Consider the following 25,326-nt stretch of genomic DNA (forward strand, 5'->3'; position numbering starts at 1 on the left):
AAGGCGCGTAGCTCAGGGGTAGAGCATTGCTTTGACGTAGCAAGGGTCAGCGGTTCAAATCCGCTCGCGCCTACCATTTAAAAGATAAATAAGTACTTTTTTTTTGAGGTTTATTCCATGGCATTAAAACAAGCTAAATCAGAAATGATAGCAAACTTTAAACAATCAGAGCATGATACAGGTTCAACAGCAGTACAAATTGCATTGCTTACCAACCGTATCAATAGCTTAACTCAACATTTTAAAACACATGCTAAAGATTATGCATCAAAGCGTGGCCTTCTTAAAATGGTTGGGCAACGTCGTAGCTTTTTAAGCTACTTAGCAAAACATGATCAAGCACAATATAGACAGCTTTTAGAACGTTTAGGCTTACGTAAGTAACGCGTACCTGTTTTATACTGTATAATTTCCCTAACTGAAGTAGGTTGACCTCAAATGGAAAAAAGATTTTACCTACCCGAATTTCAGTATGAAGCGATAACTGGTAAATTTGCTAGTCAAGCTGATGGAGCTGTATGGCTTCAGCAGGGCGGTACTGTAGTACTTGCTACTGTAGTATCGGCTCCTTCTAAGGAATTTCCGGGTTTTTTACCTTTAACAATTGATTATCGAGAAAATTTTGCTGCAGCCGGCAAAATTCCTGGCGGCTATTATAAGCGTGAAGGTAAATTTAGCGATAAAGAAGTACTTGTAAGCCGTCTTATAGATCGTGCTATACGACCACTTTTTCCTGAAAATTACTTTAATCAATTGCAAATACTTATTACAGTGTACTCTGTTGATAAAGAAAATATGCCTTCTAACTTAGCTTTAGTTGCAGGATCACTTGCGCTTTCTCTTTCTAAAATACCCTTTTTGGGTCCTATAGGTATAGTAGAAATAGGTAGAGTAAACGGCGAGTGGATAGCAAATCCAGTGTATGCTCAAAACCAAGAATCTGATGTAAAAATTACTGTAGCAGGAACTTATGAAGGTATCTGCATGGTAGAAGGAAACACCAACCAAATATCTGAAAAAGAGTTGGTTGATGCTTTATTTTTAGCTCATGAATCTATTAAAAAACAAGTAGCATGGCAAAAAGGAATTGCGCAAGAAGTTGGTGTTTCTAAAGAAGAAATAGTAGATCAATTTAATTGGAATGAGTGGATGGCTCGCGCCAAAAACTTTTTGACTGCTGATAATATAGAACCTTTATATACTGCTAATAAGCCTGAACGTGGTAGAGCAATGTCTGCTTTAAAAGAAGCATTCTTTACACAATATAAAGAACAAGCAACCGAGCTTGGTATATCATCAACTTTCTTAGGCTATGTATTTGATTCTGAACTTGAATTAGCTCTTACTGAACATGCTTTTACCACAGGTAAACGTATAGATAGTAGAGTATTTGCAACAGTAAGGCCTATAAGTACAGAAGTAGGATTATTACCCTTTACTCATGGTTCGGCTTTATTTAAGCGTGGCAACACACAAGCGCTGGCAACAGTAACCTTGGGTGGCGGTCAGGATGAACAAAAAATAGAAGATATAATGGGCGAAACGACCGACAGTGCGTTTATGCTTCATTATAACTTTCCTCCCTTTTCAGTGGGTGAAGTTCGTGCAATGCGCGGTCCTGGTAGACGAGAAGTTGGCCATGGTCATTTAGCAGCATCTGCACTTAAAGCTATTTTGCCATCACGCGAAAAGTTTCCTTATACCATACGTATCGTTGCAGATATTTTAGAGTCTGATGGTTCTAGCTCTATGGCTACCGTCTGTGCTTCTACTATGGCTCTTATGAATGCTGGTGTACCTATTGCAGAAATGGTCAGCGGTGTTGCTATGGGCTTAATTCAAAGTAAAGCAGGCGAATTTCAAGTACTTACTGATATAGCTGGTATAGAAGATGCTTTTGGCCTTATGGACTTTAAAGTAGCAGGAACTCAAAATGGTATTACTGCTATCCAAATGGATATCAAATATAAGGGTGGCATTCATAGAGAAATCTTTGAAAAAGCTCTTGCTCAAGCTCGTGTAGCTCGTCTTTTCATTCTTGACGAAATGCGTAAAGTAATGACTGCGCCTAATGCTCAACTTTCAGAATTAGTGCCACAAATAGTTTCATTTAAAGTTCCTACCGATAAAATAGGTGCAATAATTGGTTCTAAGGGTAGTGTTATTAAAGATATTATTGCTCAAACTGGCACAACAATAGACATTGAAGAAGATGGTACTGTGAAGATCTTTGGTCATCCAGGTCCAAAACTTGATCAAGCTGTTGCATGGGTTAAAACGCTTGGCGGTCGTATTGAAAAAGGTACTATTTACAAAGGTGCGATTAAAAAGCTTGCTGAATTTGGTATATTTGTAGAGATAGCACCAGGACAAGATGGTCTTGTGCACGTATCTAACTTGCCAAAAGCTCGTCAAAACAATTTCGCAGCGTCAATGAAAGTTGGCGAAATAGTAACTGTAGAAGTAGTAGATTATGATGAAACTACGGGTCGAATCCGCTTAAAATTGAATGAATAAAACTATGGCTAGTAAAATTAGAAGAGTTGATCAACGATCTCACGATCAGCTTCGTCCATTGCGAGTAAGCTACGATGTGTTTAATTATGCATCAGGCTCAACGCTGTTTGAAATGGGTAACACAAAAGTGTTATGCGCAGTAACATTACAGCAAGGTGTTCCTCATTTTTTACGTGGTAAAAAATCTGGATGGCTTACTGCAGAGTATTCTCTTCTTCCAGCTTCAACCCCTATAAGAACCGTGCGAGAAGTAACTGCTAACAAACGAAGCGGTCGTACAATCGAAATATCACGACTTATTGGTAGAACATTGCGTTCTGTTGTTAACTTGGATGCACTTGGTGAACAAACGATTTTTATTGATTGTGATGTTTTACAAGCTGATGGTGGAACTCGTACAGCATGTATTACTGGTGCTTATTTAGCGCTAAGAGCAGCTGTTACACGTTGGGTTCATAAAGGTATACTGTCTCATACTATTTTAACTGATGAATTAGCAGCAATTTCTGTTGGTGTAACTCAAGAGAGTGCTCTTCTTGATTTAGATTTTGTAGAAGATAGTGCTACAGAAGCTGATTTTAATTTTGTACTTACAAAATCAGGCAAAATAGTTGAGCTACAAGGCTCTGCTGAGCAATTTCCATTAACATGGGATCATTATGAAGAAATGCGATTCTTAGCTATTAAAGGGGTCCAAGAACTCTTTACTTTCTTTGATCGTAATTTATACATAATTGCGCCACCAGAACCGTTACCATCATCTCAGTCACATAACTCTTTGTATAGATCGATATTTGAGTAAAATAGCTCTCTATGAATATACTCTCTTTTATTGAAACTATAAGCAGGTCCCCGGAAATTTTATCGGGGATTTCTGTTTGTTTTTTTAAACTTACTAGTTTGAGTCCACTTTATGTAGCAGAGATTACACGTTTTTTAAAATCACAGCCGTTTCTTTGTGTAAACCCTCTTGATTTAGATACGGTACCTCTAGAACAAGCACAAGCGCAACTCCAAATGAGTTTTCTTGGCACTAAGCATTTTTATGTGCTCAAAAACATACAAGCGCTTGAGATTGCTACTAAAAAAAAGTGGCTAAGCTTTATAAAAAATTATAAAGGGCCACACACCATTGCGCTTTTTGATGCTACTGCAGATTTTGTAGCTAGTTCAGATTGTTTGGTAATTGATATTCCTGAAAAAGTAACACTTGAGGAGTATAGGCGTCTTGTTGCTGTGCTTTACCCAAAAGATCACGTAGCTTCTATTGCTGAAACCGTAGTAAAGCTTTTTGAAAAACAGACTACTATTGTTGTTGATACAGCGTGTATACTTATAGCATATCAAAATATGCTTGGTACCAGTGCCGATCAGTTTTTACAACAGATCATAACTAAAGTGATCCCTGCAGATAAATCATTCTTTACTTTAAGTGGTTTATTGTTTGCGCGCCAACGCAAAGACTTTTTTAGCTCCTTAGTGAATTTTAAAGACTATCCAGATGAGTTTTGGACAGTCTTTTGGTCTGATCAACTATGGCAAGCCACTTTATTTGTAGCTAAAGCTCAAGAAACTTCAGTGCAAGAGGCTAAACAGCTTGGTTTTAAGTTACCATTTTCTTTTATCAACAAAGATTGGCGCCTCTATACCCCAGAGCTTTTAGCTCAAGCACATCAATTTTTATATAGCCTTGACTATAGATTAAAAAACGGTGGTGGTGACTATGGCCTTGAGCTTTGGTATCACAAATTCTTTTTAGGCAAGTTCTAGCTACAGTAATTGGCGCTCAAGATTAGCTGCTAATGTAGAAGCTATGCTTAAAGCAAGTTCTGCATTCTGCTCTTCTACCATAACACGCAGTAATGGTTCAGTGCCCGAATACCGTACAAGAAGTCGTCCAGCACGTAACTGTTTTTTACTCTCTTCAATAAGAGAGAGAAGCGGCTCTTCTTCTAAAGATTTTTTTCTTTTTACTTTAATATTTAGTGTAATTTGGGGATATTTTAAAAATGTTACCATATCCCAATTGTCTGTATGCTCAAGAGCTTCAATAATACGTAGTGCCACTAAAATACCGTCGCCGGTCTTGTTTTTATCTCTTAAAATAATATGTCCTGAAGGTTCGCCACCTAAAAATAAGCTATGAGCAGTCAGAGCTTGTGCTATATATTTATCGCCAACAGCTGTTCTTATTAGTTTTTTATCTCTTTTGTGTAAGAAAACTTCTAATGCTTGATTGGTCATAACAGTACCTACAAGAGTATCTAGATGAGCATAAGCGGGATGATTACTTAAAAGAGCGAGTATATCGTCACCGTCTTTTACTATACCATTGCCAGAAACTGCCATTATTCTGTCACCATCACCATCAAATGCAAAACCTATAGTAGCATGAGTGTCTATAACTGCTTTTTGTAAACCCTCAAGATGCAAAGCTCCACAATTTTCATTTATATTAATGCCTGTTGGTTTATTATTCAGCGTTATAACCGTAGCTCCTAAAGCTTCAAATACAGCGGGAGCAAGTTTATAAGTGGCTCCATTTGCTACATCTAGTACTATTTTTTTTCCTGTTAATATCATACTCTTAAAATTAGTCAAAAGAGCATTAAGATAAAGAGAATAAGCGTCAGGATACTTTTTAAGAACGCCATAAGTGGTATCTTGCAGGTAAGCACTAGAAAAAGAGCGTATAAGTTCACTTATGCGTAGTTCATCGTCAGCAGTAAGTTTACCCGTAAGAGTATCATGTATTTTAAGGCCATTATCGCTATACACGTTGTGAGATGCAGAAATTACAATCCCACAGTTAAAGCTGCTGTTAGAGCTTACCAAGTAACTTATTGCAGGCGTAGGAAGCACTCCGGCATCGTAAATAGTTATTGGATAGTGTAGTAGGCCCGCAGTAAGAGCATCTTTTATCCAAGTGCATGACTCACGTGTATCATGACCTATTAGTATAGATGCATGAGAACCATATTTTTCCTGGCTCCATGCTCCCAATGCTTTACCAAGAACTTTAACACCTTCAGGAGTGAAAGGATAAGTGCCTACGGGGCCTCGAATACCGTCAGTGCCAAAAAGATTGTTCATAAATTATATACTTTCTTGAGAAAGAGTAAATAGTAGTGTGTGTGGTATAGTCTCGCTTACCGTAATGGTAGACGGCAGTAGAAGACTTTTAGCAGTAATTGTATAATTTTGGGGACCTACATGAAGTTCTTGAGCATTAATATGCGCTGCTAAAGTGTGGTTATCTAAACGATGCAAATAAGATCGTTTACCGTGTAATTTAACCCATAGCTTCTCTGGAGCATCTATTTTAATTGTTGCTGTTTGATTGTAAAAACAAAGCGGTACTGATAACCAGAGAGTCGCTGGAAAAGCCTCTCCTACAAAAGACCACAAGCTGTAACCAATAATAAGGGCACTTACTTTAAGAAAACGGGTACTTACTAATGCTGCTTTTATGCTTATATTCATATAATCACCTTAAATTTAAACTATTTTTTTGTCAAATTGCTCTTAAATCTGTAACTGCTTCTGGGTAGGAGTTTTAAAGTTGTGTGGTACAGAAGTCTCTTTTTTTGGTGTAATATAAGCATATAATAACAATAATGTCTGCTGCGCGTCATTATGCTCTATAAGTTTACCTTGTACTATAAGATCAAAAGTACGAGCAAGAGAATTTACTTTAAATACTAAAGCATCAGTTTTTGAGGTAATAAAAATGGCATCTTGTTTCCATTTGGCAAGTGCTAGCACGTCAGGACTAATCCATTCGTCATTGAGTTCTAGTTGCCATGAAGCATTAGTAGCTATAAGCTTGCCCTCTTGATTAAGCCACAATAAATGCTCTTGTGTGTAGCTATGTTTTTCAAGGAGTATATCAAAAGCATCTTTTTTAATATCGGCGTAAAAAGAATAGGGTGCTTTAAGAATATCTTGCAAGCTATCGCATCGTTCTATAACGCCAATAATATCTTTTTTATTATTAACAGCATTTAACAATATTTTCATTAGCTCATCAATCCAATGTATATCTTCTTTTGGAGTTTTTTGCATTTTTTTAAGTACAACAAAGTTTTTTTGTAGCGTTTCTTGATGTACTAGGATAAATAAAGTCAATACTACGGGAATAGCACTAAGTAATACAGTAGTAAGAGTATACAAAGAGCAGTAATAAGAACCCATTAAAAGTATATAGTAACTATAAAAAGCATAAGTAAGATCTTTTTGCACATCTTTTTTAAGCCAGACTAAAAAACCATACGTTATGGTGCTAAACAGGGTTATTTCTAGGACATCGCGCCATGAGCTTATATATAATTCCTGGGAGAAAAATGTATAAATCTGTGATAAACTGATCATGCTGTTCCCTTTTATTTAAGTATATACAATTAACTATCTCTTATTACTATGTAAAGAAGTTTACTATGAAAAATCAAGTAGTTTTAACTGGTGACCGTCCTACAGGGCCACTTCATTTAGGCCATTATGTAGGATCACTTGCTAACCGTATCAGTTTGCAAGACAATTATACACAGTTTGTTATGATTGCCGATGTTCAAGCTCTTACTGACAATGTCGACAACCCCACTAAAGTACATGATAACGTATTACAAGTGGCTTATGATTATTTAGCAGTGGGCATAGATCCTCAAAAGACAACCATTTTTATTCAATCGCTTATACCTCAAATAGCCGAGCTTACTGTATTTTATTTAAATCTTGTTACAGTAAATCGCCTGCGTCGTAATCCTACAATAAAAACTGAAATACAGCAAAAAGGATATGGCGATTCTCTTACAGCAGGATTTTTAATGTATCCAGTAAGTCAAGCAGCTGATATCACCGTAGTAAAAGCACAGCTTGTTCCCGTTGGTGAAGATCAACTACCTATGATCGAACAAACCAATGAAATAGTACGTGCATTTAATCGAATTTATAAAACGGATGTACTCGTTGAAGCTCAAGCTTTAGTACCTAAAATTGCGCGCCTTCCGGGTCTTGATGGTCAAGCAAAAATGAGTAAATCGCTTGGTAACGCGCTTTATCTTTCTGATTCATCTGACGTGGTAGCCAAAAAAGTACGTAGTATGTATACCGATCCAAATCATCTTAAGGTAAGTGATCCAGGACAAGTAGAAGGCAATACAGTGTTTTACTACCTAGATGCTTTTGATCCACGAGTAGATGAAGTAGAAGAACTGAAAGCTCAGTATCGGCGTGGCGGCCTTGGTGACAGTGTTCTTAAAAAGAGGTTGCTAGAAGTTCTTGAAGCTTTTCTTACCCCTATTAGAGAGCGTCGTAAAGAGCTTGAGCAAGATCCAGCATATGTGCTTAGTGTATTAAAAAAGGGCACTGAATATACGCAGCAAGTAGCAAGTACTACTATGCATGAAGTACGTGAAGCTTTAAAGTTACACTACTTTTAAAACTCTTTATTTTTGCGAAAAAGTATAGTAGAGTCTTCCTTTGGAGCAAGGAAGTAAAGATACTAAGGGAGTAGAATGAAGCACGCGCAACAAAGTCTTTTATATAGATTATATCACCATAGTCGCAAAAAAAATTACCTAATGCCACTTGTATTAGGTGCTGTATTTATACTACTGTTTATAACGATATCAATGCGTTATGTAGCTCAAGCACGAAAGCTTGATGATAAAATTATTGCTCAAAACATAGAAAAATTGGCAGCCATTTTTCAAAAAATACACCAGTGTTGTGTAATTACAGGCTTTGCTCATCACAAAAATACTATAGATTTTCTTAATGTTATTTCGTTTAAAGGCGATCGTTTAGGTTCAATGGAACTTCAGTATCCAGAAAAGTGGGAAGGTCCTTATCTAGAGCAACCGCTTGTAAGTAATGGCAAAGAATACCAAGTGGTATCTACCACTAAAGGCTATTTTATAGTACCTGGCGACGGAGTTAAATTATCTAATGGCAAAGTTATAGGCAAAGATATTATTATAGACAATACTGCTGATGTTGCAGCTCTTATGCGTAACCCTGAAGCATTGCTTAGCCAAGGGCAACCACTTGCAGCACCTCTTGAAAAAGTTTCTATACATCAAAATAAGATAACACATGCAACAGATTTAGATGAAGCAGTTGGCGTAGTAGATTATTAAAAGTAATATAACTATTAAGGAGCTAGCTGTACAAAGTCTGCATCTAGCTTTTTGATACCAATTTTAAAGCGAATGGTAAGGTGTACTTTGCCTTCGCTTTTTTGTTCTACTTTTTCTATAACGCCTTGACCAAAGCTTGTATGAGTAACTATGTCGTGCTGCTGCCACTTATTTGTAGAAGCTTTTGGCTTTAATTGCGGTGTCTCTACTTTTTTAGCTTGAGAGACTACTTTTTTAGGTTGTGTAAACCACTCTTTAAAATACTGAGAAAATTGGGCTGAGTTCCAATAATGGCATTCTTCTTTTTGTACATATTCATAGTTAAGTTCATCAAGAAAACGTGAAGGACGTTGCTCAGTAAGTTGTCCATACGTGTATCTGCTTCGAGTATGGGTAATCAGTAACCGTTCTTCAGCTCGTGTAATACCCACGTAAAGTAAGCGACGTTCTTCTTCAAGTGTTTCCGGTTGATACAATGAATGCGCACTTGGTAGTACACTTTCTTCAAGACCTGTTAAAACTACGGTATCAAATTCAAGGCCTTTAGCAGCATGCAGTGTCATAAGCCTTACGTAATCAGTTGCATTTTCATCTTTTGATGCCATTTGCTCTTGTAGTAATGCTACTTCTTGTAAAAAGATATCGAGTGTCTGCTGAGTGTTTTCTTCAAAATAAGCAATACCGTTTATGAGCTCTTTAACGTTATCTTTTTTAGTTTCAGCTTCATCTTTTTCAAACGAGCTTTTAAGATAACTAAAATAGCCTGTTCTTGCTATAACAGCGTTTACGGTGTCACTAGCTTTAGATTGAGCAGTAAGCCCTGTAAATACGGCTAAAAAGCTTTTAAGGGCATCATCTTTAATTTTAGTTAGTTGCTTAGTATCAATAAGCTGCTGAGCTACTTCTTTGAAATCTAAAAAAGGTTGTGATTGCCAGGTCTCATTAAATAATTGCTCAAATTTGTCACCTAAGCCACGGCTTGGCGTATTAATCACTCGTGCGAAAGCAATACGATCAAAAGGATTTACCACTAGTTTTAAGTAGCAAAGCAAATCTTTAATTTCTTGACGATCATAAAACTGAATGCCGCCCATTATTTTATACGGTACGCCATGTCTGATAAGTGCTTCTTCAAGCGAGCGAGATTGAAAGTGAGATCGGTAAAGCAGTGCATGATGATCAAGTGTTTTGCCATTACCTAGAGCTTGTTTTAAAAACAATGCTATTACTTCACCCTCTTGGTAGCCTGATGAGCAAGAAAGCAAGCGTATTCGATCAAAAGCTTCTTTTTGCGACCACAACTTTTTAGGATTTCTATAATGGTTATGCTGTATAACATGGTTAGCCGTTAATAAAATTGGCTGTACTGAGCGGTAATTTTGTTCAATAGTAATAGAAAACGCTGCAGGAAAGTCATGCTTGAAATTGATAATATTGCTTACTGTTGCGCCACGCCATGAGTAAATAGACTGATCTTCATCACCAACAACGCATAAAGAATCTAAAGTAAATCTACCTGCTGAGTCTTGTGTTATTGCTTTAAGTAAAGCATGTTGCACACGGTTAGTATCTTGGTATTCATCGACAAGTACATGCCGAATATTTTGTTGAAATGCTTGTTTAAAGTTAGGGCTTTTCTCAAACAACGCTAAAGTATACGTAAGTAAATCGTCAAAGTCTAAACAATGAGCGATATTTTTTTCATTTTCGTAAGCAAAATATAAATCACGAAAAATGCGATCTTGGCTATACAATTCTTCTCGTTCAACAGCATTAAGTGCATCATTTTTAACCCGAGAGATAAAAGAAATTACTTGTTTTGGAGCTATTTTTTTATTAAGGCCATTTTTGGTAAGTAATGCTCGTACTATTTTTTCTTGATCGTCGCTATCAATCAACGAAAAAACTCCAAACGGTAGTAGATGGGGATTGCTTTTAAGTAACCGTAAACAATACGAGTGAAATGTTCCAACGTAGGGTAAATGGGGTGTTTGTCCTAAAAATGAGTGGACACGTTCTTTCATTTCACGTGCTGCTTTATTAGTAAAAGTTAAAGCTAAGATGCTATGAGCAGGCACGTTGTGTTCAAGTACTAAATGGGCTATACGAGAGGTAATTACACGCGTTTTACCAGATCCAGCACCAGCACATACCAAAAGAACACCACTTTCAGGTGCTACTACTTGTTTTTGTTCAGGATTTAATGCTGTATCAAAAAAATGAGAAAATGCTGATCTGCTATCTGTGTTTATCATGTAATTACTTATTAAAAATGTCTATGTTATGCCCGTTGAACTTATAAGTATAGCTTTTTTTAGCCTTTTAGACAAAGTACATACAAAACGATTTTAATAAAATAAATATACAATTAAGAAAAAAAATTTGATTATTATTAAAAATAATATAAACTTTAAATAATTATATATTTTATTAAACAATCTATTGTAATTTTCTATTAAAAAGTTTACTAATAAAAATCATCTAAAATGAATGGCTATACTTATGAATCTAAAAAATTTACTGATAATTGCGGCTTTATTTACTGTTTCTTTAAGTCACGCTATGTCTGAAGAAAAACCTCTTAATGAACAGCTTGTTGATGCTATAAAAGCAGATAATTATGGTTTAGTTGAAAATATTCTTAAGAGTTGTAGGGGGCAGATGCTAACGTATCCCTCCACAATCAATCAGGCTGAAATAAGTTTATTGCATTTTGCTTCTGAGGTTGACGATATAGTTTTAGTTAAGCTGTTACTTCAAGCAGAATATCCTGTAAATATTAAAGATCATGCAGAGAAGAATACGCCCTTACATATTGCACTTAAAAATGGTCATCAAGAAATAGCTAAAGTATTACTTGATCATGGTGCTGATATTACACTAGCTAATCAATACAGTGAATTACCAATACATTATGCTGCTGAAAGTGGTAATGCTAAAGTAGTAAAATTATCTCTTGATACAGGAATCAATGTTAATGTTAGAGATAACAGTAACAAAACGCCTTTGCACTATGCTTCAAAAAAAGGGCAAACAGAGGTTGTAGAGTTGTTATTAAGTCAATCAGGTATAGAAGTTGATAATGAAGGTGAAAATAAAACAAGACCGTTACATGGCGCTTGTGCTAGTGGTAACGTAAGTGTAGTGAAATTATTACTTGATAAAGGTGCCAACATTGATTCTATTGGTTGTATAGAAGATTTTGAGGAGGGTGATCCTATGCTTTCACCATTGCATTATGCTATTATAAAAAACCATAGAGATGTTGTTAAGTTGTTGCTTAGTAAAGGTGTTTCCTTAAAGCCTTTTAAGGACCAAGGGATACCAACAGAAGATCATGAGGATGGCGAACCATTACACTTTGCGGCGGCAAAGGGAAATAGCGAACCATTACACTTTGCGGCGGCAAAGGGAAATAAAGCCATAGTTAAATTATTGCTTGACGCTGGTGCTAAGACTAACTTATTAGGCTCTATTAACATACGACTAGATGAAAAATCGGCATCGCCTTTACATTTTGCTATTGACAATAATCATGGTCCTATAGTGCAACTTTTAATTGAAAGCCATGCTCACGTTAATATGCAAGATTCTCAAGATAAAACACCTCTTCATTATGCTGTAAAATTAGGCAATCAATTTATAGTAGAAATGCTTTTAACTAATGGAGCAAAAGCACCACAAGATATAAAGGCTAATCCACTTATACAACAAGCTAAAAGTAATATTTTTGCCCTTTCTCAAGCACAAAAGTTTAAAGAGATTACACAGCTGCTAAGTACAGGCATATATTCTTCTCCACTAGCTAACGCCTTTGTTAATAGTAAACGTAAAAAGCTTTTTAAGGCGATCAAAGCTGATGATGTTGCAACTGTGAGCAAATTATTAAAAAAAGGCTTTACATTAAATACGTGTGATAAAGAAGGTAATACCTTGCTTCACAAAGCATTACAATTTAGTAGTTTAAAGGTATTTAACTTACTTTTATCTCTAGGGGCTCATAAGTATATAGATAAACCTAATGAACATGGTATTATGCCTATCCAATTACTGGCTTGTAGCGGTATAGTATCAGATCTTATTTTACAATTGAGAGCTCATCAGTTAGCCGGAGCTAAAAGAAAGCAATTAGACAGTTAAGTCAATAATTAAATATAGAAATAGGTATAAGTATGAAAATAGGTAATTGGTTTATAATTTCTTTAGTAATGACAGCTTCTTTAATTAGTGGCATGATAGAGTCAAGTTCTGTTAAGCAGCAGCTTTTTAATGCTGTAGAAGCAGGTGATTATGCTTTAGTTCAAGAGCTTCTTGCTAGTGGCGCAGACGTTAATGCTAGAGATTTTAACGGTGTAACTCCTCTTCATAAAGCATCAGAAAGTGGTTGTTTAGGCATGCTTCAGCTTTTAATTAATAAAGGTGCTGATAGTACTTTTGAAGACTCACTAGAAATGAAAACAGCTTTAGAATGGGCTGTCAAATATAACCGTAGTGCGATAGTTGAATATTTTTTAGATAACTTAACTGCTTTTTATCCAGATCTGCTCAGTTACGCTGTTTTCTATAATAATAAGGAGTTAGTTACACTGTTTATTAAAAGAAAAATAGATATTAATGCTAAAGATAAAGATAATATGACAGCACTCCATTATGCTGCATTGGTGGGTAATAAAGATATAGCCCAATTACTACTTGATCATGGAGCAGATATTAATGCTTTAGCTGATGAGAATGAAACGCCACTTCATAAGGCTGCTGCAATGAATGAGATGCATGATGCGGTAAAAGGAGGATTTTTTGCTGCTGTTGCTCAGCTACTGCTCGAAAAAGGCGCAGATAGTAACGCACAAAACAGTGCCAATCAAAGTCCATTAGCTATTGCAGCACAAAAGGTTAATGGCCAATATATGGTGGAAGTGCTTTTAAGTTATAGTGCTCAAGTGCCACCAGATTTGCTTGCAAATAATGTAGTAAAACAAGCTCAAGACACAAGGCAAAGACTGTTTGAAGCTAAAACTTTTAAAGCTATTGCTCAGATGCTTGCTCAAGGTGCTTATGACTTTCCTTTAGTGAGAGAAGCTGTTAATAGTAAGAGAAAAGAATTGTTTGAAGCTATTGCAAATGATGATATTTCTTGCGTAAGCAAATTATTAAAAGAAGGCTTTACGTTAAATACTTGTGATAAAAATGGTAACACTTTGCTTCATAAAGCTATAGAATCACGCAATTTAAAGATCATTGATTTACTTCTTTCTTTAGGCGTTCATGAAGATAAGTATTTATACAAAGCTAATCGTCAAGGTTTTACTCCACTGCAACTATTAGCTGCTCACGGAATAATTGCTTCTGTATTTACACCGCGTCAGAGTGAGCATCAAAACAAAGAAAGTGTAAGTAGTAAAAGAAAGCAGAGCGTTAATCAAGAGCATAATTAAGCATGTTGATAGCACGAGTTAAGTGTAAGACGGGTAAACAGTACCCGTCTTAGTAATTTACATGATCGAACAGTTGCTCAAATAGCCTGAGTTGCTAGGTGCTTTTGTTTGAGTAGGTTGAGTTTGTTGTAAGTCTTGTTGAGCTTTTGTATTCTTTAACTCATTAAGAGTATTAGTAAGTTCTATTACTAATTTGTCTAAAAAGAGTTGATCATTATCCACTGCTTGATGTTTAAGAGTTTGTAGTTCGTCAATAAGATTCTGTATGGTTGGTATGTCGTGAGAATTGATAGCTTCATTACTTCTAACGCGTATACTTCGTTTCTTTTGATGGTGTAACTTTATAACAAAGCCATTATCATCAGCCTCTAGTTGAAGTTCCGCAGGCGAAAGTTCCTGTTTTCCTGGATTTGGTTGGCCTTGGCCTTGTTGCATCGCTTGAAGAGCATGAGCTGGTATAAACAATAACATTAATAATAGTGAGTGCGCGCGGTTCATGAGCAATTTCCTCTGATTAAAAGTAAGTAAGCAACACAATATCAGATGCTATAGTACTAAAGATTCGAGTAGTTATGCAATATCTTTAACAATTTTAGCTTGCGTAGCTTGAGACTTTTTAAGAGCAACGGTAAGATCATTCAAGTATTTATTTAAATAATTTTGGTCATCAGTAATTACGGTACGTTTAAGTGCAGTTAATTCAGTGATCAGAGCTTGTATTTTGGCTGCATTTTTAGATTTAACTATTGTCTCTGTTCTAAAAAGTATTGTTCTTTTTGCTTGGCGAAGCAGTTTGGTTTTAGGTGAATTTTCAGTTTTTCGTTCTTCAGCGGCTTGATTATCAAGAATTGGTTTTTTTGGCTTTGCTGTAGTGTCCATAAGAGTATCCTGTTAAAAAGCTGAGCACTAGTATTACACTAGTGCTCGTTATTTTTATTTGTTTGTTTCTGGTTTCCAAGTACGTAAGAAATCTACCAGAGGTTCCAAGCCTCCAGGAGTAACTGCAGATACAAGTATATGTGGTTGATATTGTTTTAATGCGCGCTCTTGAATATCGGTAAGTTGTATTTTGTCAGCCTTATTAAATACATAGAGCATCGGTCTATCAACTTCAAGTTCTTCAAGTATTTGATGTACTACGCGAATGTGTGATTCCCAATTTGCATCAGAAACATCAACAACTTGTAGCAATAAATGTGCATGCTGAAGCTCGGTGAGTGTTGATTTAAACGCTTCTACCAAGTGATGAGGTAACTGTTGAATAAATCCAACAGTGTCAGAAATCAACCCTTTTTTCTTGCTATCTATAAACAGTTCACGTGTAGTAGTATCTAAAGTAGCAAATAACCTATCTTCAGCTAGTACCGTACTTTTTGTCAGAGAGTTAAGTATGGTTGATTTGCCAGCATTGGTGTAACCAATAATACAGATAAGTGGCAACTCGGAGTTCAGGCGCTGTTTGCGCTGTGTTTCACGATGCTTTGCCAGTTGCAGCAAGTCTCTTTTAAGTTTATGCATACTGCGTTCAATATGCTGCGTTTCTTTTTCTTTAGCAGTTTCACCAGGCCCGCGTGTTCCTATGCGACCACCTTGCTGAGACATGCTAATACCTTGACCTGATAGGCGCGTTTTTTTATGCTGAAGCATAGCAAGCTCAACTTGGGTTTTACCTTCAGCTGAAGTTGCGCCTCTGTCAAATATTTCAAGAATAAGTTGCGTTCTATCAAATACTTTACACTGCAAAGATTCACTTAAGTTACGCTCTTGCTGAGGAGATAAAGGTTCAGAGAATATAACTTCCCTTATTTCGTCTTCTTTGCATATTTCTATAAGTTCTTCAAGTTTGCCTTTAGTTACTAAGTAACCAGGATCAACACTACGAAGTTTAATGTACACGATTTTATCGTACGGAATGCCGTTAGAGCGCACTAAGTTTTCAAATTCTTCGTAATAAGATTCAATATTTTTAATAGGGTTATAGGGAGAATCAATCCCTACAAGTAATGTTTTAGGATATTGTACTGTAGGTGTTTCTACTCTTTTCATAGTAGTCCTCGCAAATTTTTTGGTGTGATCTATACTTAAAGTATAGCATATATTTTTTGTTTTAGCTCCATTATCACTAAAAAAATGTGAGTATATTCTAAAAATAAGATTTAAAAAAAATTTCTCAACTTTTAATTTTTGTGCTATAATAAAATTAAAAGTCTGTAATTATACTAGAAGATTCTTATGTTTGATTTTTTATCCCAAAAGATTTCCTCTATTTTTACCCGTTTAACGGGACAAGATAGATTAACTGAAAAAAATATTGACGAAACACTTACCAAGGTACAAGATAGCTTGCTTGAGGCTGATGTGCCTTACGATGTTGTTGAGCAATTTATTGCGCAGATAAAGCATGAAGTAGTTGGGCAAAAGATATTTGCTTCACTTAAGCCTGCTGAGCTGCTTATGAAAATTGTACACGATAAAGTAATACACTTTTTAGGTGGCCAAGCGTCTGAAACTCAATTTGCGTTTCAAATGCCTGCAACAGTAATGATGATAGGTCTTCAAGGATCGGGCAAGACTACTACTATAGCTAAACTAGTTAATTTTGTGCAAGAACAGGCTCAAAAGCGTGGCAAGGCTCGCCGTATTATGGTTGGGTCAGTTGATTTTTATAGACCAGCAGCTATCGATCAGCTAGAAATTTTAGCTAAGCAAGTAGGGGCTCTTTTTTACCGCTCATCATTAACAGATCCTGTTGCTGCTGCTCAAGATATTTTAAAGCATTCTCAACAAGAACAGTGTGATTTGTTGTTTTTAGACACCGCTGGTCGTTTGCATGTCGATACTACTATGCTTGAAGAGCTTCATCAAATTGATGTTAAAGTTAAGCCTAAATACAAATTACTTGTAGTTGATGCTATGACTGGTCAAGAGTCGCTTAAAGTAGCTCAAGCTTTTGAACAAAAGATTGGTTTTTTAGGTGCTATTCTATCAAAAATGGATAGTGACACGCGCGGTGGTGTTGCTTTTGCTTTTAAATATGCTCTTAAAAAACCTATTTTATTTATCGGTACAGGCGAAAAAATAGATGACTTAGAGTTATTTAGGCCCGAGCGCCTTGCTACTCGTATTATTGGTATGGGTGACATAAAAAGTTTAATTGAGAAAGCTCAAGAAAAAATTAAAGTAGATGACCAAGAAGCGATGTATAAATCTCTTTCTGAAGGCAAGCTTACTTTACAAGATTTTGCTCAACAGATTGAAATGGTAAGTAAACTAGGATCGCTTTCCTCGGTGCTTAAATATTTGCCTGGAGCAGGGTCACTTAATATTTCTCCTGAAATGATTCAAAAAGGAGAAACAGAGATTATAAAGTTTAAAGCAATTATAAACTCTATGACTTCTAAAGAACGACTTAATCCTAAAGTGCTTGATGCTTCACGTAAAAATCGTGTAGCTCAAGGTTCAGGAGTAACTGTTGCTGATATTAATACTTTGCTTAGTCGCTTTGAGCAAAGTCAGCAATTTGTTAAAGTTTTTAAAAAGATGGGTAAATCAAGATTTTTTTAATTTATTTTGATACACTAATAAAAAGTATTTTTATAGAAAGGTTATATAATGGCAGTGAAAATAAGACTTTCACGTATTGGTAAAATCCACGCACCAGTATATCGTATTGTTGCGATAGATTCTCGTAAAAAAAGAGATGGCGAAGCTCTTGATATTTTAGGTACTTATAATCCGCTTACTGGCGAACTAGTACAATTTCATCAAGATCGTATTGAAGGATGGGTTTCAAAAGGTGCAGTGGTAACTGATGCAGTTAAAAAATTGCAAAAGAAGCACAAAAAATCCGCTCAAGTAACAGCTCAAGTTTAAGGCGCATATGTTCATACAATTAATTGAACATTTTATCGTTAAATTAGTGGAAAAGCCTGAAGCTATAGTAATTTCTGAAGTTGAAACTGCTGGCAAAAGTATTATTGAAATACGTGTTGCAGCACAAGATATTGCTAAAGTTATTGGAAAAGAAGGCCGAACATTTAAAGCATTACGTTCTTTAATTCACTGTGTTGATCCTGAAGCTCGTAAAGATATTGTAGTCGATATAGTCACATAATGGTCATTTCTACTATTACGCTCTTTCCTGAGTTATATAAGCCTTTTTTAGAAACAAGCTTAATTCGTAAAGCACAAGAACAACAGCATGTAACGCTCGACGTTAAAACTATGTTCGATTTCTGCAAGCCAAAAGAGCGCGTTGATAGTCCTACCTTTGGACATGGTGCAGGTATGTTATTAAGACCTGATATCATAGAAAAAGCTATAGATGCTCAAGAAGCTTTACATGGTCCAGCGTATAAAATATTTTTTTCACCTCAAGGTAAAAAGCTTGACCAAGTGCTCTTGCGTGATCTGGCCCTTATAGCTCAAGAAAAAAAGCATATTATGCTTCTTCCTGCCCGCTATGAAGGTATGGACGCTCGCGTTGAAGAGCATTATGGTGATTGTTTGATATCGTTGGGTGATTTTGTGCTTATGGGTGGCGATTTGCCTGCTATGGTACTTATGGAAGGTCTTTTAAGGCTTATTCCTGGTGTCGTAGGAAAACAAGCATCAGTTGAGCATGAATCGTTTACTGGACCATTTTTGGATTATCCTGAATATACGAGTCCGGTTGTATGGAAAGGGTACTCTGTACCTGAAGTAGTACGCTCAGGCGATCATGGAAAGATTCAGCGATGGCGTCAAGCACGAGCTATTAAAAATACGGTGCTGTCTCATTTTGATTGGTTGCGTTCCCATGTAACGACAGATGCTGAAATAAAACAGGCTGCTGAGCATATACCGCACCATTATGCCATACTTATGCATGCCCAAGTAGCATTGCTTGATGGTCAAGAAGGTACTAGTTCGGTAACTTCAATTGACATTCATGATATAGCTCGCTCTTCAGCTACGTATGGTATAAAAAAGTATTTTATTGTTACACCGTTAGAAGATCAACAAAAAATAGTAACTAAATTACTAGATTTTTGGAAGACAGGGGAAGGGGTAACCTATAATCCCCATCGACATAATGCTTTAGAAAATGTTCTTCTGGTAAGTACACTTGACGAAGCCGTAGATAAAATTAAAGAGTATGAAAATGCTGATCCTATTTTAATTGGTACAGCAGCTAAAAAATATGCTCATGCTCAGGCTATTACGTATCACGATCAGTCCATAGTATGGTCGTTGAAGCGTCCTGTAGTGTTACTGTTTGGTACAGCGCGAGGCTTAGGAAGCTCTGTTATCGAACGATGTGAGTTTTTACTGGGACCTCTTTATGGGTTTTCCACGTTCAATCATTTGTCTGTACGCTCAGCGGCAGCTATTATCTTTGATCGCTGGTTAGGTATTACGAGCAAAAAATCATCTAGTATTGTTAAATAATAATTTTCTGCTTTAAAGGACTTCTATGAAAGCAAAACACTATACAAAAGAGACGATATTAAATATCGGAACAGAAAGTCGCAATTTTCCTAAATTTGGTGTTGGCGACGCTATAATAGTAGCACAACGTATTAAAGAAGGTGAAAAAGAACGTACTCAAATGTTTGAAGGCGATGTTATTGCTATTCATACTAAGGGTATTTCAAGCACCTTTACTATTCGTCGTATTGGCGCTAACAGTGTTGCAGTAGAACGTATTTTTCCGTTCTTTTCACCACTTATTGAAAAGATTACTTTCTTGCGTAGAGGTAAAGTACGTCGTGCTAAACTTTACTACATGAGAGATCGTATTGGTAAAGCTGCTCGTGTACGTGAAAAAGTACTTACTAAAGAACAAAAAGCTTTAGATAGAGCATCAGATAAATCTGCAGCTTAAGCAGACTGGTATGGTGCACCTTCTTCTTTTGGCAAGTATAATGCTTGTTGGTAATGGATGTGCCCGTCGATCTCAAAATGCAAAATTGGATAAGAATGCGATTGCTTATAGTAACTGCTCTTATCCAATTTTTTCTGATGAAGAGCGATTGGTTGATATACCATTGCCTGGATCTCAAATACTCTATAATATAACAAGTACTCATGATCCGCGAAAATTAGCTCTTATATATAAAACAGATTTTAAACTTGAAGATATAATTGCTTTTTATCGCTTGCAAATGGAATGCCTAGGCTGGCAAGAGGCTGAGATCATTAAAGGTTATCATACTTGTTTGTTGTTTAAAAAGCCGTCAAAAGTATGTTCTATTATTTTAAAGTCATCAAAAAGCTTAACAAAAAATAGTAGTACGGTAACTCTTTTTATAAGCCCGAAAAAATAGCTTTGTTATAGTTATCAAACAAAAGGCGCCCGTTAAGGCGCCTTGTTTTTTGTCTAATTTTATGTGTTAAAGTAGATTAATTTTTTCTGTTATTTTCTCTACGAGCACGAATAAGTTGAATCTCAAGCTCTTTATCTTTAAGTTCAAGTTCTTTTCGCTTATTTTTCTCTTTAACAAGCTCAAGTTGTACTTGTTGCTCTTTAAGGGTAAGTTCCCGTTCTTTAAGAGCAAGCTCGCGTGAACTATTAACTTGTTTTACTTCAACCGGTATTGGTTGAAATGTTACTAATTTAGCTTCACGTGGTTTTTGTTGCATAAGTTGATTTTGATGTTCTTGGCGGGCCTGGCGTTCCTGGCGTACTTGTTCGCGATAACGACGCTCTTCTTCTCGTTGTCTTTGTTCTTCATCGCGTTTACGTTGCTGCATTTGAGCTTCATACATTTGTCTTTCACGCACGCGTAATTCTGCTCGTTGCTCTGCAATGCAAGGATCTTCTTCGTATACATAATAAGCTGCTGGTGCCATTGTAACTGGCACAGCAATAGGCGCTGGAGCTGAGTTTGCAGCTATTTTACTGGTAATAATACCTGCTGCTAGTCCAGTTACTGCACCTATACCAAAGCCTCTACCGGTGCGACCGGTATACGTTAGTTGACTACTTCCTAAAGAAAGTAACAATAAAAAAGCTAAAAAATTCTTGTTCATAAGAAATCTCCTGACAGAGGTGAACAATGGATATATACTAAAAGTATGCTTTGAATCAACGCTCTAAGTCAATAGTTGTTTGCTTATTTGCATTTTGACTTAAAAGCATCCTTTTAATTAAGTGCTCTCACTTAATCTCTATTAATAATAGCTGTATAAAAAACTCATGCAAGTGGTGCAAGTCGTAAAAAAATAAAGAGCAGAGAAAATATCTCTGCTCTTTTGTATACCAAGTTATAGCAAAATACTAGAATTATTAGTACCAGTAATAAGCCGTTGGGCTATAGTAAGCTGGTGCATAATAATCATAGTAATACGGTGCGTATCCGTAGCTATAGTTAGGATAGTAATTGTTATAATAGGGATTAGAAAAAGCACTGCCTACAAGTGCTCCTGTAGCTAATCCTAAACCAAAGCCAGCGCCGCCGCTGCGACCATAGCCACGTCCATAGCCGCCACCATAGCGACGAGCTTCTGCTTGATTAAAAAGTGCAAATGTTGCTATAAAAGCAAAAGTAAGTAAAAAAAACTTTTTGTTCATAATGTTTCTCCAGTATAGTGTTAAATAAAAAATTAACTATAAGCACACTATTTAGTAAGGACGTGTAGATTGTTCTAAAGCGTTATTACTCGTAGCTTGCTCAGCATCAGATCTAATACCGCGTGCTGGCGAGTAGGTGCTTGAATGCTTATATCGCTGTGCATTTTCTTTCTCGCCACGTAATGCTGCTCTTCTCTTTCTAGTAGTTTCTAGTTGAGCTCTTGTATAGGCTAATTGGTTTTCTGATACTGGTAACAGTGTTGTTGGTAAAAACTTCACAGGCCCGTCAGCATATATACCAATAGTACTCAACAAAAGAGCTGCCAGAATAGCGCTACTATTAATAAGCGTAATCAGCATCAGCATAATCTTGATACATGCTGTCTTCTGGATTAACATAATCGGTGCCATAATTAGTAGAGCGGTCTGACTCTAAAGGGCTTAAAGCTACGTCAGTTACGTTCTCAGCAGTGTTCAAAGTAATATCTGTTGCTGCGCCTGCAGTATTAAGGGCGCCACGTGTTGTTGCTGAAGCTGCCCCAAGAGCAGAGTCTACTACAGGCACGACAGTTAAAGTAACTGAAGCTGAAAGCACTACAAGACTTAGTGTTAAAAATGATAGTAAGTTTTTCATAAAATCTCCAATATTTAATAATTAATTTAAATAGACTTATTGTTTCTTCTACTAGTTTGAACTAAATAATGTCTAAATGTCAATAATTTATTAAATAAAACTAATATCAATGTCTTTGTTGATAGGCCTAGAGAGTTTTAGAAATTAAGAATTTTGTAATAATTCAGCAAGTTTGTCTATTTTTCCAGCACCTAAAAGCAGTAAAAGATCACCCTCAGAAATAATAAGTTTAAGCTCTTGGCAAAGAGCTTCAAGGTTTGCGTCATAGGGTACATAAGTTACGTTACACGAAGGTTGTTTCTGTTTTAAAGCAGTTACTAAATTTTGGCTTGTAATACCTGGTAGAGGAGTTTCACTTGCTCCGTGAATATCTGTTATAATAAGTTGGTCGATAGGTCCATAGGCAAAAACATTTAAAAACTCTTGCCATAGTTTATCGGTACGAGTGTACCGTTGGGGCTGAAATACAACGATAAGTTTTTTGTCTGCTCGTTTACGTGCAACTAATAACGTATTAAAAATCTCGGTTGGGTGATGCCCATAATCATCGAAAATCTCTGTTCCTTTATAGATTCCTTTAAAACTAAAGCGTTTTTCAACTCCCTTAAAGCTTTTAAAAGCTTTAGCTAGTACTTCAAAAGGTATATTTAAATCAAGAGCTACTGCTAATGCTGCTAGAGAGTTAAGAACATTATAACGGCCAGGCATAGCTAAGTAGACAGAGCCTAGTAAAACAGGCTCAGATGGGTTATCTGTACCAGGTGCTTTGTTGCTATACACGTTAAAAGTAGAATGATCTTTTTCAAGGCAGACATCTTGTGCATAAATATCAGCCACACGAGGGTCAAAGCCGTATTTTATAGTTTTTACATGAGGTAACGGTAATAAAGAAAGAATATGCATGTCGTCAACACATACTATAGCTTTACCATAAAATGGTATGTTAGTGAGAAATTGATTAAAGGTCTGTTTAATATCATTAATATCGGTATAGGTATCTAAATGTTCAAGATCAATATTGGTAACAACTGCAAGGGTTGGGTACAGACGTAACAATGATCTATCGCTTTCATCAGCTTCAGCTACTAAAAAATCTCCTGTACCCCAACGAGCGTTGGTTGAAATATTTTTAAAATGGCCACCTACAATAACTGTTGGGTCTTGATCAGCCTCAATAAGTAAATGAGCTACCATAGACGTTGTTGTAGTTTTACCATGAGCGCCTGTTATAGCAATACTATATTTAGTACGCATAAGTTCAGAAAGCATTAAGGCTCGAGGAATCGTCGGTATCCCTCGAGCCTGAGCATTTTTAATCTCTTGATTATCTGCTTTTATAGCTGAAGAATATACAAGTACGTCAACACTTGGGTGATTGCATTGGTCGGTATTGTTGCCCTTAAATACAGAGCATCCCAAGGAAAGCAACTCTTGAACGCTTTTTTGCTCTAAATCAAGATCGCATCCAGATATAGCATACCCTTGGTATTTTAAAATTTTGGCAATACCGCTCATGCCAATGCCACCAATACCTACAAAATGTATATGACCTTTTTTGTACATGTAATTACTTTCATCAAAATTAAGATAAAACTTCTAGAATATACTAGTAAGCATACAAAAAGTTGACAAATTATACAAATGATCATCAAACCAATTATTAAATTTACAATAATTTGCTTATAGGAGTTCTCTTAATTGAAGCAACTTTTGTTGTAATGTTATAAGTTTTTCACTTAAATTAGATGTATCTTTCAATTCTATTTGAGTGTTTTTAGCATTTTGTAGTGCTTGTCCTGTGGTATTAGATGAAGCTCGTGTAGAAGGAGTTATAGTCTCTTCTAATGAATTATCTATCGATTGCTCTTGTGGTGAACTTAATTTAGTTAAGTAACGCTTTGTTACCGCAATAGAATATTTTTTTGTATAGATAAGTTCTTTAAGAAGCATAAGTTTTTGTAAATCTTGGTGTGTATATAATCGTTGGCCGCTGGCAGATTGTTCTATCTTAAGGTTAAATTCCTTTTCCCAAAGATTTATAATGGTGCGATCGATATTAAGCGTTTGAGTAATTTCGCCAATACGCATTTTTTTTTGTTCTATGTTCATTAGGTACCCTTTTTTATCTGTTATTACACATATAGTACACATACGTATAAGAGAGTAGTATATAGCTTGTTATACCTCAACCAACAAGAGATGTATAGTATTTTTGTTGTAGCCTCATAAGCTGTTTTATGCTATACTTAACTATAATAGATATCGTCTATAAAGAGTTCACGTTGAGTTCTTTATGTCCCAAACCAGTCTTAATCTTAAGGAAACCTTTGCGATGAAATTAAAAGATTTTTTAGTACCTTTAGCTTTTATGTTAATTGTTACTTCTGTATTTCAGTACTTTTTCACCTCACGTAACCCCGATAATTCAGGAGCTATGGCCGATAGAAGCTTTATAGCACCTACGACAGCGCGTGTGGCTGAACCTCTTGATTATTCTATTGATTTTTCAGGTAAAGATGCACACCGTGAAAAACAAATAACTATAGTTACGACTCCTACAATAAGAGCACAGTTTTCTAACGATGGTGCTATACTTGAAAGTTTAGCTTACAAGCGTTTCTTATCAGGTCAAGAGACTTTTATGGAAACTATTGTCCCTAGTGGTATTAAAGACCAAGGAGCATTTTTAGTTGCCTTAAATGGTATTGATAGCACTCCTTATTATTACGATTTAATCGACCATAAAACAGGTGACAATACAACCGTAGTTGCTTATAAAGGGGAAAGTGCTACTGCTACTATTATCAAACAATATACTCTCTATAACGATAGTTATAAAATTGATCTGGCATTAACAGTGCAGCCTAAAGACGAAAAGCATGCTGTTCGTCCTCGTTTGTTTCTTCCAGGACCGGCGCTTCTAGATACTGATGGATTTGATGTTCTTAAAGGTATACTTGCAAAAGAAAACAAATCATTGGAAAAAAAATCTCTTAAAGATTTACAATTATTAGGCAAAGAAAAGCCTACATTGTTTGGTTTAGAAGA

The 25,326-nt window shown here is 36.0% G+C and carries 28 protein-coding genes and 1 tRNA gene; 16 read left to right on the forward strand and 13 right to left on the reverse strand.

Translation table 11 applies throughout. From position 1 onward, the window contains the following. Position 1 precedes the first annotated feature (1 nt). The 5 genes from H0X48_01730 to H0X48_01750 all read left to right on the forward strand — a co-directional run bounded on the left by H0X48_01730 (position 2) and on the right by H0X48_01750 (position 4,287). Positions 2-76, forward strand: a tRNA-Val gene (locus tag H0X48_01730). Positions 77-117: 41 nt separating this feature from the next. Next, positions 118-384, forward strand: coding sequence for a 30S ribosomal protein S15 (gene rpsO, locus H0X48_01735; protein ID MBA3954016.1), 267 nt, complete (start codon positions 118-120; stop codon positions 382-384). A 54-nt stretch (positions 385-438) separates the two neighbouring features. Beyond that, entirely contained in the window at positions 439-2,517 is a 2,079-nt protein-coding gene (pnp, locus tag H0X48_01740; protein MBA3954017.1) for a polyribonucleotide nucleotidyltransferase, read from the forward strand. Continuing rightward, positions 2,510-3,319: a ribonuclease PH gene (rph, locus tag H0X48_01745; GenBank protein ID MBA3954018.1), complete on the forward strand. Its 810-nt coding sequence runs from the start codon at positions 2,510-2,512 to the stop codon at positions 3,317-3,319. Before pnp ends, rph begins: the two co-directional genes overlap by 8 nt. A gap of 11 nt (positions 3,320-3,330) precedes the next feature. After that, positions 3,331-4,287, forward strand: coding sequence for a hypothetical protein (locus H0X48_01750; GenBank protein MBA3954019.1), 957 nt, complete (start codon positions 3,331-3,333; stop codon positions 4,285-4,287). Here the strand turns inward: H0X48_01750 and H0X48_01755 are convergent, their stop codons facing one another. Genes H0X48_01755 through H0X48_01765 form a run of 3 tightly spaced genes read right to left on the reverse strand, consistent with a single transcriptional unit; the run spans position 4,288 to position 6,888 of the window. Continuing rightward, positions 4,288-5,610 (reverse strand): phosphoglucosamine mutase, encoded by a 1,323-nt coding sequence (locus H0X48_01755; protein ID MBA3954020.1) that lies wholly within the window; start codon positions 5,608-5,610, stop codon positions 4,288-4,290. Positions 5,611-5,613: 3 nt separating this feature from the next. After that, positions 5,614-6,000, reverse strand: coding sequence for a hypothetical protein (locus H0X48_01760; protein ID MBA3954021.1), 387 nt, complete (start codon positions 5,998-6,000; stop codon positions 5,614-5,616). A gap of 42 nt (positions 6,001-6,042) precedes the next feature. Next, positions 6,043-6,888, reverse strand: coding sequence for a hypothetical protein (locus H0X48_01765; GenBank protein MBA3954022.1), 846 nt, complete (start codon positions 6,886-6,888; stop codon positions 6,043-6,045). 65 nt (positions 6,889-6,953) lie between these two features. Here H0X48_01765 and trpS point away from each other — a divergent pair, with 65 nt between their 5' ends. Together trpS and H0X48_01775 are read left to right on the forward strand one after the other, a co-directional pair. Next, on the forward strand, positions 6,954-7,955 hold the full coding sequence (gene trpS, locus H0X48_01770; protein ID MBA3954023.1) for a tryptophan--tRNA ligase: 1,002 nt from the start codon (positions 6,954-6,956) through the stop codon (positions 7,953-7,955). A gap of 75 nt (positions 7,956-8,030) precedes the next feature. Further along, a complete protein-coding gene (locus H0X48_01775; GenBank protein MBA3954024.1) occupies positions 8,031-8,654 on the forward strand; it encodes a hypothetical protein in 624 nt (207 codons plus the stop codon). A 14-nt stretch (positions 8,655-8,668) separates the two neighbouring features. Here H0X48_01775 and H0X48_01780 read toward each other — a convergent pair whose 3' ends face one another. Then, the gene (locus H0X48_01780; protein MBA3954025.1) at positions 8,669-10,909 is read right to left on the reverse strand and encodes a UvrD-helicase domain-containing protein; all 2,241 of its coding nucleotides are present in this window, start codon (positions 10,907-10,909) and stop codon (positions 8,669-8,671) included. Between the two features lie 247 nt (positions 10,910-11,156). Between H0X48_01780 and H0X48_01785 the strand changes: the two genes are divergently transcribed. Both H0X48_01785 and H0X48_01790 read left to right on the forward strand, forming a co-directional pair. Continuing rightward, complete coding sequence (locus tag H0X48_01785; GenBank protein ID MBA3954026.1) at positions 11,157-12,794, forward strand: ankyrin repeat domain-containing protein; 1,638 nt, start codon at positions 11,157-11,159, stop codon at positions 12,792-12,794. A 32-nt stretch (positions 12,795-12,826) separates the two neighbouring features. Next, the gene (locus tag H0X48_01790) at positions 12,827-14,089 is read left to right on the forward strand and encodes an ankyrin repeat domain-containing protein (protein MBA3954027.1); all 1,263 of its coding nucleotides are present in this window, start codon (positions 12,827-12,829) and stop codon (positions 14,087-14,089) included. A gap of 57 nt (positions 14,090-14,146) precedes the next feature. On the opposite strand, the gene H0X48_01795 is transcribed toward H0X48_01790, so the two are convergent. The 3 genes from H0X48_01795 to hflX form a co-directional block, all read right to left on the reverse strand. Then, positions 14,147-14,587 carry a hypothetical protein gene (locus H0X48_01795; GenBank protein MBA3954028.1) on the reverse strand — a complete coding sequence of 147 codons (441 nt, stop codon included), beginning with the start codon at positions 14,585-14,587 and terminating at the stop codon, positions 14,147-14,149. Positions 14,588-14,659: 72 nt separating this feature from the next. Beyond that, on the reverse strand, positions 14,660-14,968 hold the full coding sequence (locus H0X48_01800; GenBank protein MBA3954029.1) for a hypothetical protein: 309 nt from the start codon (positions 14,966-14,968) through the stop codon (positions 14,660-14,662). Between the two features lie 54 nt (positions 14,969-15,022). Next, positions 15,023-16,135, reverse strand: a complete 1,113-nt coding sequence (gene hflX / locus H0X48_01805; GenBank protein ID MBA3954030.1) for a GTPase HflX — start codon at positions 16,133-16,135, stop codon at positions 15,023-15,025. Positions 16,136-16,321: 186 nt separating this feature from the next. On the opposite strand from hflX, the gene ffh reads away from it, so the two are divergent. The 6 genes from ffh to H0X48_01835 are packed head-to-tail and all read left to right on the forward strand — an operon-like array spanning position 16,322 to position 20,397. Then, positions 16,322-17,653 carry a signal recognition particle protein gene (gene ffh, locus H0X48_01810; protein ID MBA3954031.1) on the forward strand — a complete coding sequence of 444 codons (1,332 nt, stop codon included), beginning with the start codon at positions 16,322-16,324 and terminating at the stop codon, positions 17,651-17,653. A 48-nt stretch (positions 17,654-17,701) separates the two neighbouring features. Continuing rightward, complete coding sequence (gene rpsP / locus H0X48_01815; protein MBA3954032.1) at positions 17,702-17,962, forward strand: 30S ribosomal protein S16; 261 nt, start codon at positions 17,702-17,704, stop codon at positions 17,960-17,962. A gap of 7 nt (positions 17,963-17,969) precedes the next feature. Further along, complete coding sequence (locus tag H0X48_01820) at positions 17,970-18,203, forward strand: KH domain-containing protein (protein MBA3954033.1); 234 nt, start codon at positions 17,970-17,972, stop codon at positions 18,201-18,203. Next, the gene (gene trmD / locus H0X48_01825) at positions 18,203-19,519 is read left to right on the forward strand and encodes a tRNA (guanosine(37)-N1)-methyltransferase TrmD (protein ID MBA3954034.1); all 1,317 of its coding nucleotides are present in this window, start codon (positions 18,203-18,205) and stop codon (positions 19,517-19,519) included. Before H0X48_01820 ends, trmD begins: the two co-directional genes overlap by 1 nt. 25 nt (positions 19,520-19,544) lie before the next feature. After that, positions 19,545-19,955 carry a 50S ribosomal protein L19 gene (rplS, locus tag H0X48_01830; GenBank protein MBA3954035.1) on the forward strand — a complete coding sequence of 137 codons (411 nt, stop codon included), beginning with the start codon at positions 19,545-19,547 and terminating at the stop codon, positions 19,953-19,955. A gap of 10 nt (positions 19,956-19,965) precedes the next feature. Beyond that, positions 19,966-20,397: a hypothetical protein gene (locus tag H0X48_01835; protein ID MBA3954036.1), complete on the forward strand. Its 432-nt coding sequence runs from the start codon at positions 19,966-19,968 to the stop codon at positions 20,395-20,397. Positions 20,398-20,473: 76 nt separating this feature from the next. Here the strand turns inward: H0X48_01835 and H0X48_01840 are convergent, their stop codons facing one another. From H0X48_01840 to H0X48_01865, 6 genes are all read right to left on the reverse strand, one after another. Beyond that, positions 20,474-21,103: an alpha/beta hydrolase family protein gene (locus H0X48_01840; protein ID MBA3954037.1), complete on the reverse strand. Its 630-nt coding sequence runs from the start codon at positions 21,101-21,103 to the stop codon at positions 20,474-20,476. A 256-nt stretch (positions 21,104-21,359) separates the two neighbouring features. Continuing rightward, entirely contained in the window at positions 21,360-21,644 is a 285-nt protein-coding gene (locus H0X48_01845) for a hypothetical protein (protein ID MBA3954038.1), read from the reverse strand. Between the two features lie 51 nt (positions 21,645-21,695). Next, positions 21,696-22,004, reverse strand: a complete 309-nt coding sequence (locus H0X48_01850) for a hypothetical protein (protein ID MBA3954039.1) — start codon at positions 22,002-22,004, stop codon at positions 21,696-21,698. Beyond that, positions 21,985-22,278 (reverse strand): hypothetical protein, encoded by a 294-nt coding sequence (locus H0X48_01855; protein ID MBA3954040.1) that lies wholly within the window; start codon positions 22,276-22,278, stop codon positions 21,985-21,987. The genes H0X48_01850 and H0X48_01855 overlap by 20 nt, the downstream gene beginning before the upstream one ends. A 144-nt stretch (positions 22,279-22,422) precedes the next feature. Continuing rightward, complete coding sequence (locus H0X48_01860; GenBank protein ID MBA3954041.1) at positions 22,423-23,841, reverse strand: UDP-N-acetylmuramate--L-alanine ligase; 1,419 nt, start codon at positions 23,839-23,841, stop codon at positions 22,423-22,425. Positions 23,842-23,958: 117 nt separating this feature from the next. Then, entirely contained in the window at positions 23,959-24,387 is a 429-nt protein-coding gene (locus H0X48_01865; protein MBA3954042.1) for a MerR family transcriptional regulator, read from the reverse strand. A 223-nt stretch (positions 24,388-24,610) separates the two neighbouring features. On the opposite strand from H0X48_01865, the gene H0X48_01870 reads away from it, so the two are divergent. After that, the coding region (locus tag H0X48_01870; protein MBA3954043.1) for a hypothetical protein at positions 24,611-25,326 on the forward strand (716 nt) is incomplete at its 3' end.

It is taken from the genome of Candidatus Dependentiae bacterium, assembly GCA_013821315.1.
Lineage (GTDB): Bacteria > Babelota > Babeliae > Babelales > Babelaceae > JACDHA01.

Coding starts and splice junctions, on each gene's coding strand:
- H0X48_01760 (MBA3954021.1), bottom strand. CDS start 6,000: ATGAATATAAGCATAAAAGCAGCATTAGTAAGTACCCGTTTTCTTAAA.
- ffh (MBA3954031.1), top strand. CDS start 16,322: ATGTTTGATTTTTTATCCCAAAAGATTTCCTCTATTTTTACCCGTTTA.
- H0X48_01790 (MBA3954027.1), top strand. CDS start 12,827: ATGAAAATAGGTAATTGGTTTATAATTTCTTTAGTAATGACAGCTTCT.
- rplS (MBA3954035.1), top strand. CDS start 19,545: ATGAAAGCAAAACACTATACAAAAGAGACGATATTAAATATCGGAACA.
- H0X48_01765 (MBA3954022.1), bottom strand. CDS start 6,888: ATGATCAGTTTATCACAGATTTATACATTTTTCTCCCAGGAATTATAT.
- H0X48_01750 (MBA3954019.1), top strand. CDS start 3,331: ATGAATATACTCTCTTTTATTGAAACTATAAGCAGGTCCCCGGAAATT.
- H0X48_01865 (MBA3954042.1), bottom strand. CDS start 24,387: ATGAACATAGAACAAAAAAAAATGCGTATTGGCGAAATTACTCAAACG.
- H0X48_01845 (MBA3954038.1), bottom strand. CDS start 21,644: ATGAACAAAAAGTTTTTTTTACTTACTTTTGCTTTTATAGCAACATTT.
- rpsP (MBA3954032.1), top strand. CDS start 17,702: ATGGCAGTGAAAATAAGACTTTCACGTATTGGTAAAATCCACGCACCA.
- H0X48_01855 (MBA3954040.1), bottom strand. CDS start 22,278: ATGAAAAACTTACTATCATTTTTAACACTAAGTCTTGTAGTGCTTTCA.
- H0X48_01755 (MBA3954020.1), bottom strand. CDS start 5,610: ATGAACAATCTTTTTGGCACTGACGGTATTCGAGGCCCCGTAGGCACT.
- H0X48_01785 (MBA3954026.1), top strand. CDS start 11,157: ATGAATCTAAAAAATTTACTGATAATTGCGGCTTTATTTACTGTTTCT.
- trpS (MBA3954023.1), top strand. CDS start 6,954: ATGAAAAATCAAGTAGTTTTAACTGGTGACCGTCCTACAGGGCCACTT.
- H0X48_01840 (MBA3954037.1), bottom strand. CDS start 21,103: ATGAACAAGAATTTTTTAGCTTTTTTATTGTTACTTTCTTTAGGAAGT.
- H0X48_01835 (MBA3954036.1), top strand. CDS start 19,966: ATGGTGCACCTTCTTCTTTTGGCAAGTATAATGCTTGTTGGTAATGGA.
- H0X48_01795 (MBA3954028.1), bottom strand. CDS start 14,587: ATGAACCGCGCGCACTCACTATTATTAATGTTATTGTTTATACCAGCT.
- H0X48_01780 (MBA3954025.1), bottom strand. CDS start 10,909: ATGATAAACACAGATAGCAGATCAGCATTTTCTCATTTTTTTGATACA.
- pnp (MBA3954017.1), top strand. CDS start 439: ATGGAAAAAAGATTTTACCTACCCGAATTTCAGTATGAAGCGATAACT.
- trmD (MBA3954034.1), top strand. CDS start 18,203: ATGGTCATTTCTACTATTACGCTCTTTCCTGAGTTATATAAGCCTTTT.
- H0X48_01850 (MBA3954039.1), bottom strand. CDS start 22,004: ATGCTGATTACGCTTATTAATAGTAGCGCTATTCTGGCAGCTCTTTTG.
- H0X48_01860 (MBA3954041.1), bottom strand. CDS start 23,841: ATGTACAAAAAAGGTCATATACATTTTGTAGGTATTGGTGGCATTGGC.
- H0X48_01820 (MBA3954033.1), top strand. CDS start 17,970: ATGTTCATACAATTAATTGAACATTTTATCGTTAAATTAGTGGAAAAG.
- rph (MBA3954018.1), top strand. CDS start 2,510: ATGAATAAAACTATGGCTAGTAAAATTAGAAGAGTTGATCAACGATCT.
- hflX (MBA3954030.1), bottom strand. CDS start 16,135: ATGAAAAGAGTAGAAACACCTACAGTACAATATCCTAAAACATTACTT.
- H0X48_01775 (MBA3954024.1), top strand. CDS start 8,031: ATGAAGCACGCGCAACAAAGTCTTTTATATAGATTATATCACCATAGT.
- rpsO (MBA3954016.1), top strand. CDS start 118: ATGGCATTAAAACAAGCTAAATCAGAAATGATAGCAAACTTTAAACAA.
- H0X48_01800 (MBA3954029.1), bottom strand. CDS start 14,968: ATGGACACTACAGCAAAGCCAAAAAAACCAATTCTTGATAATCAAGCC.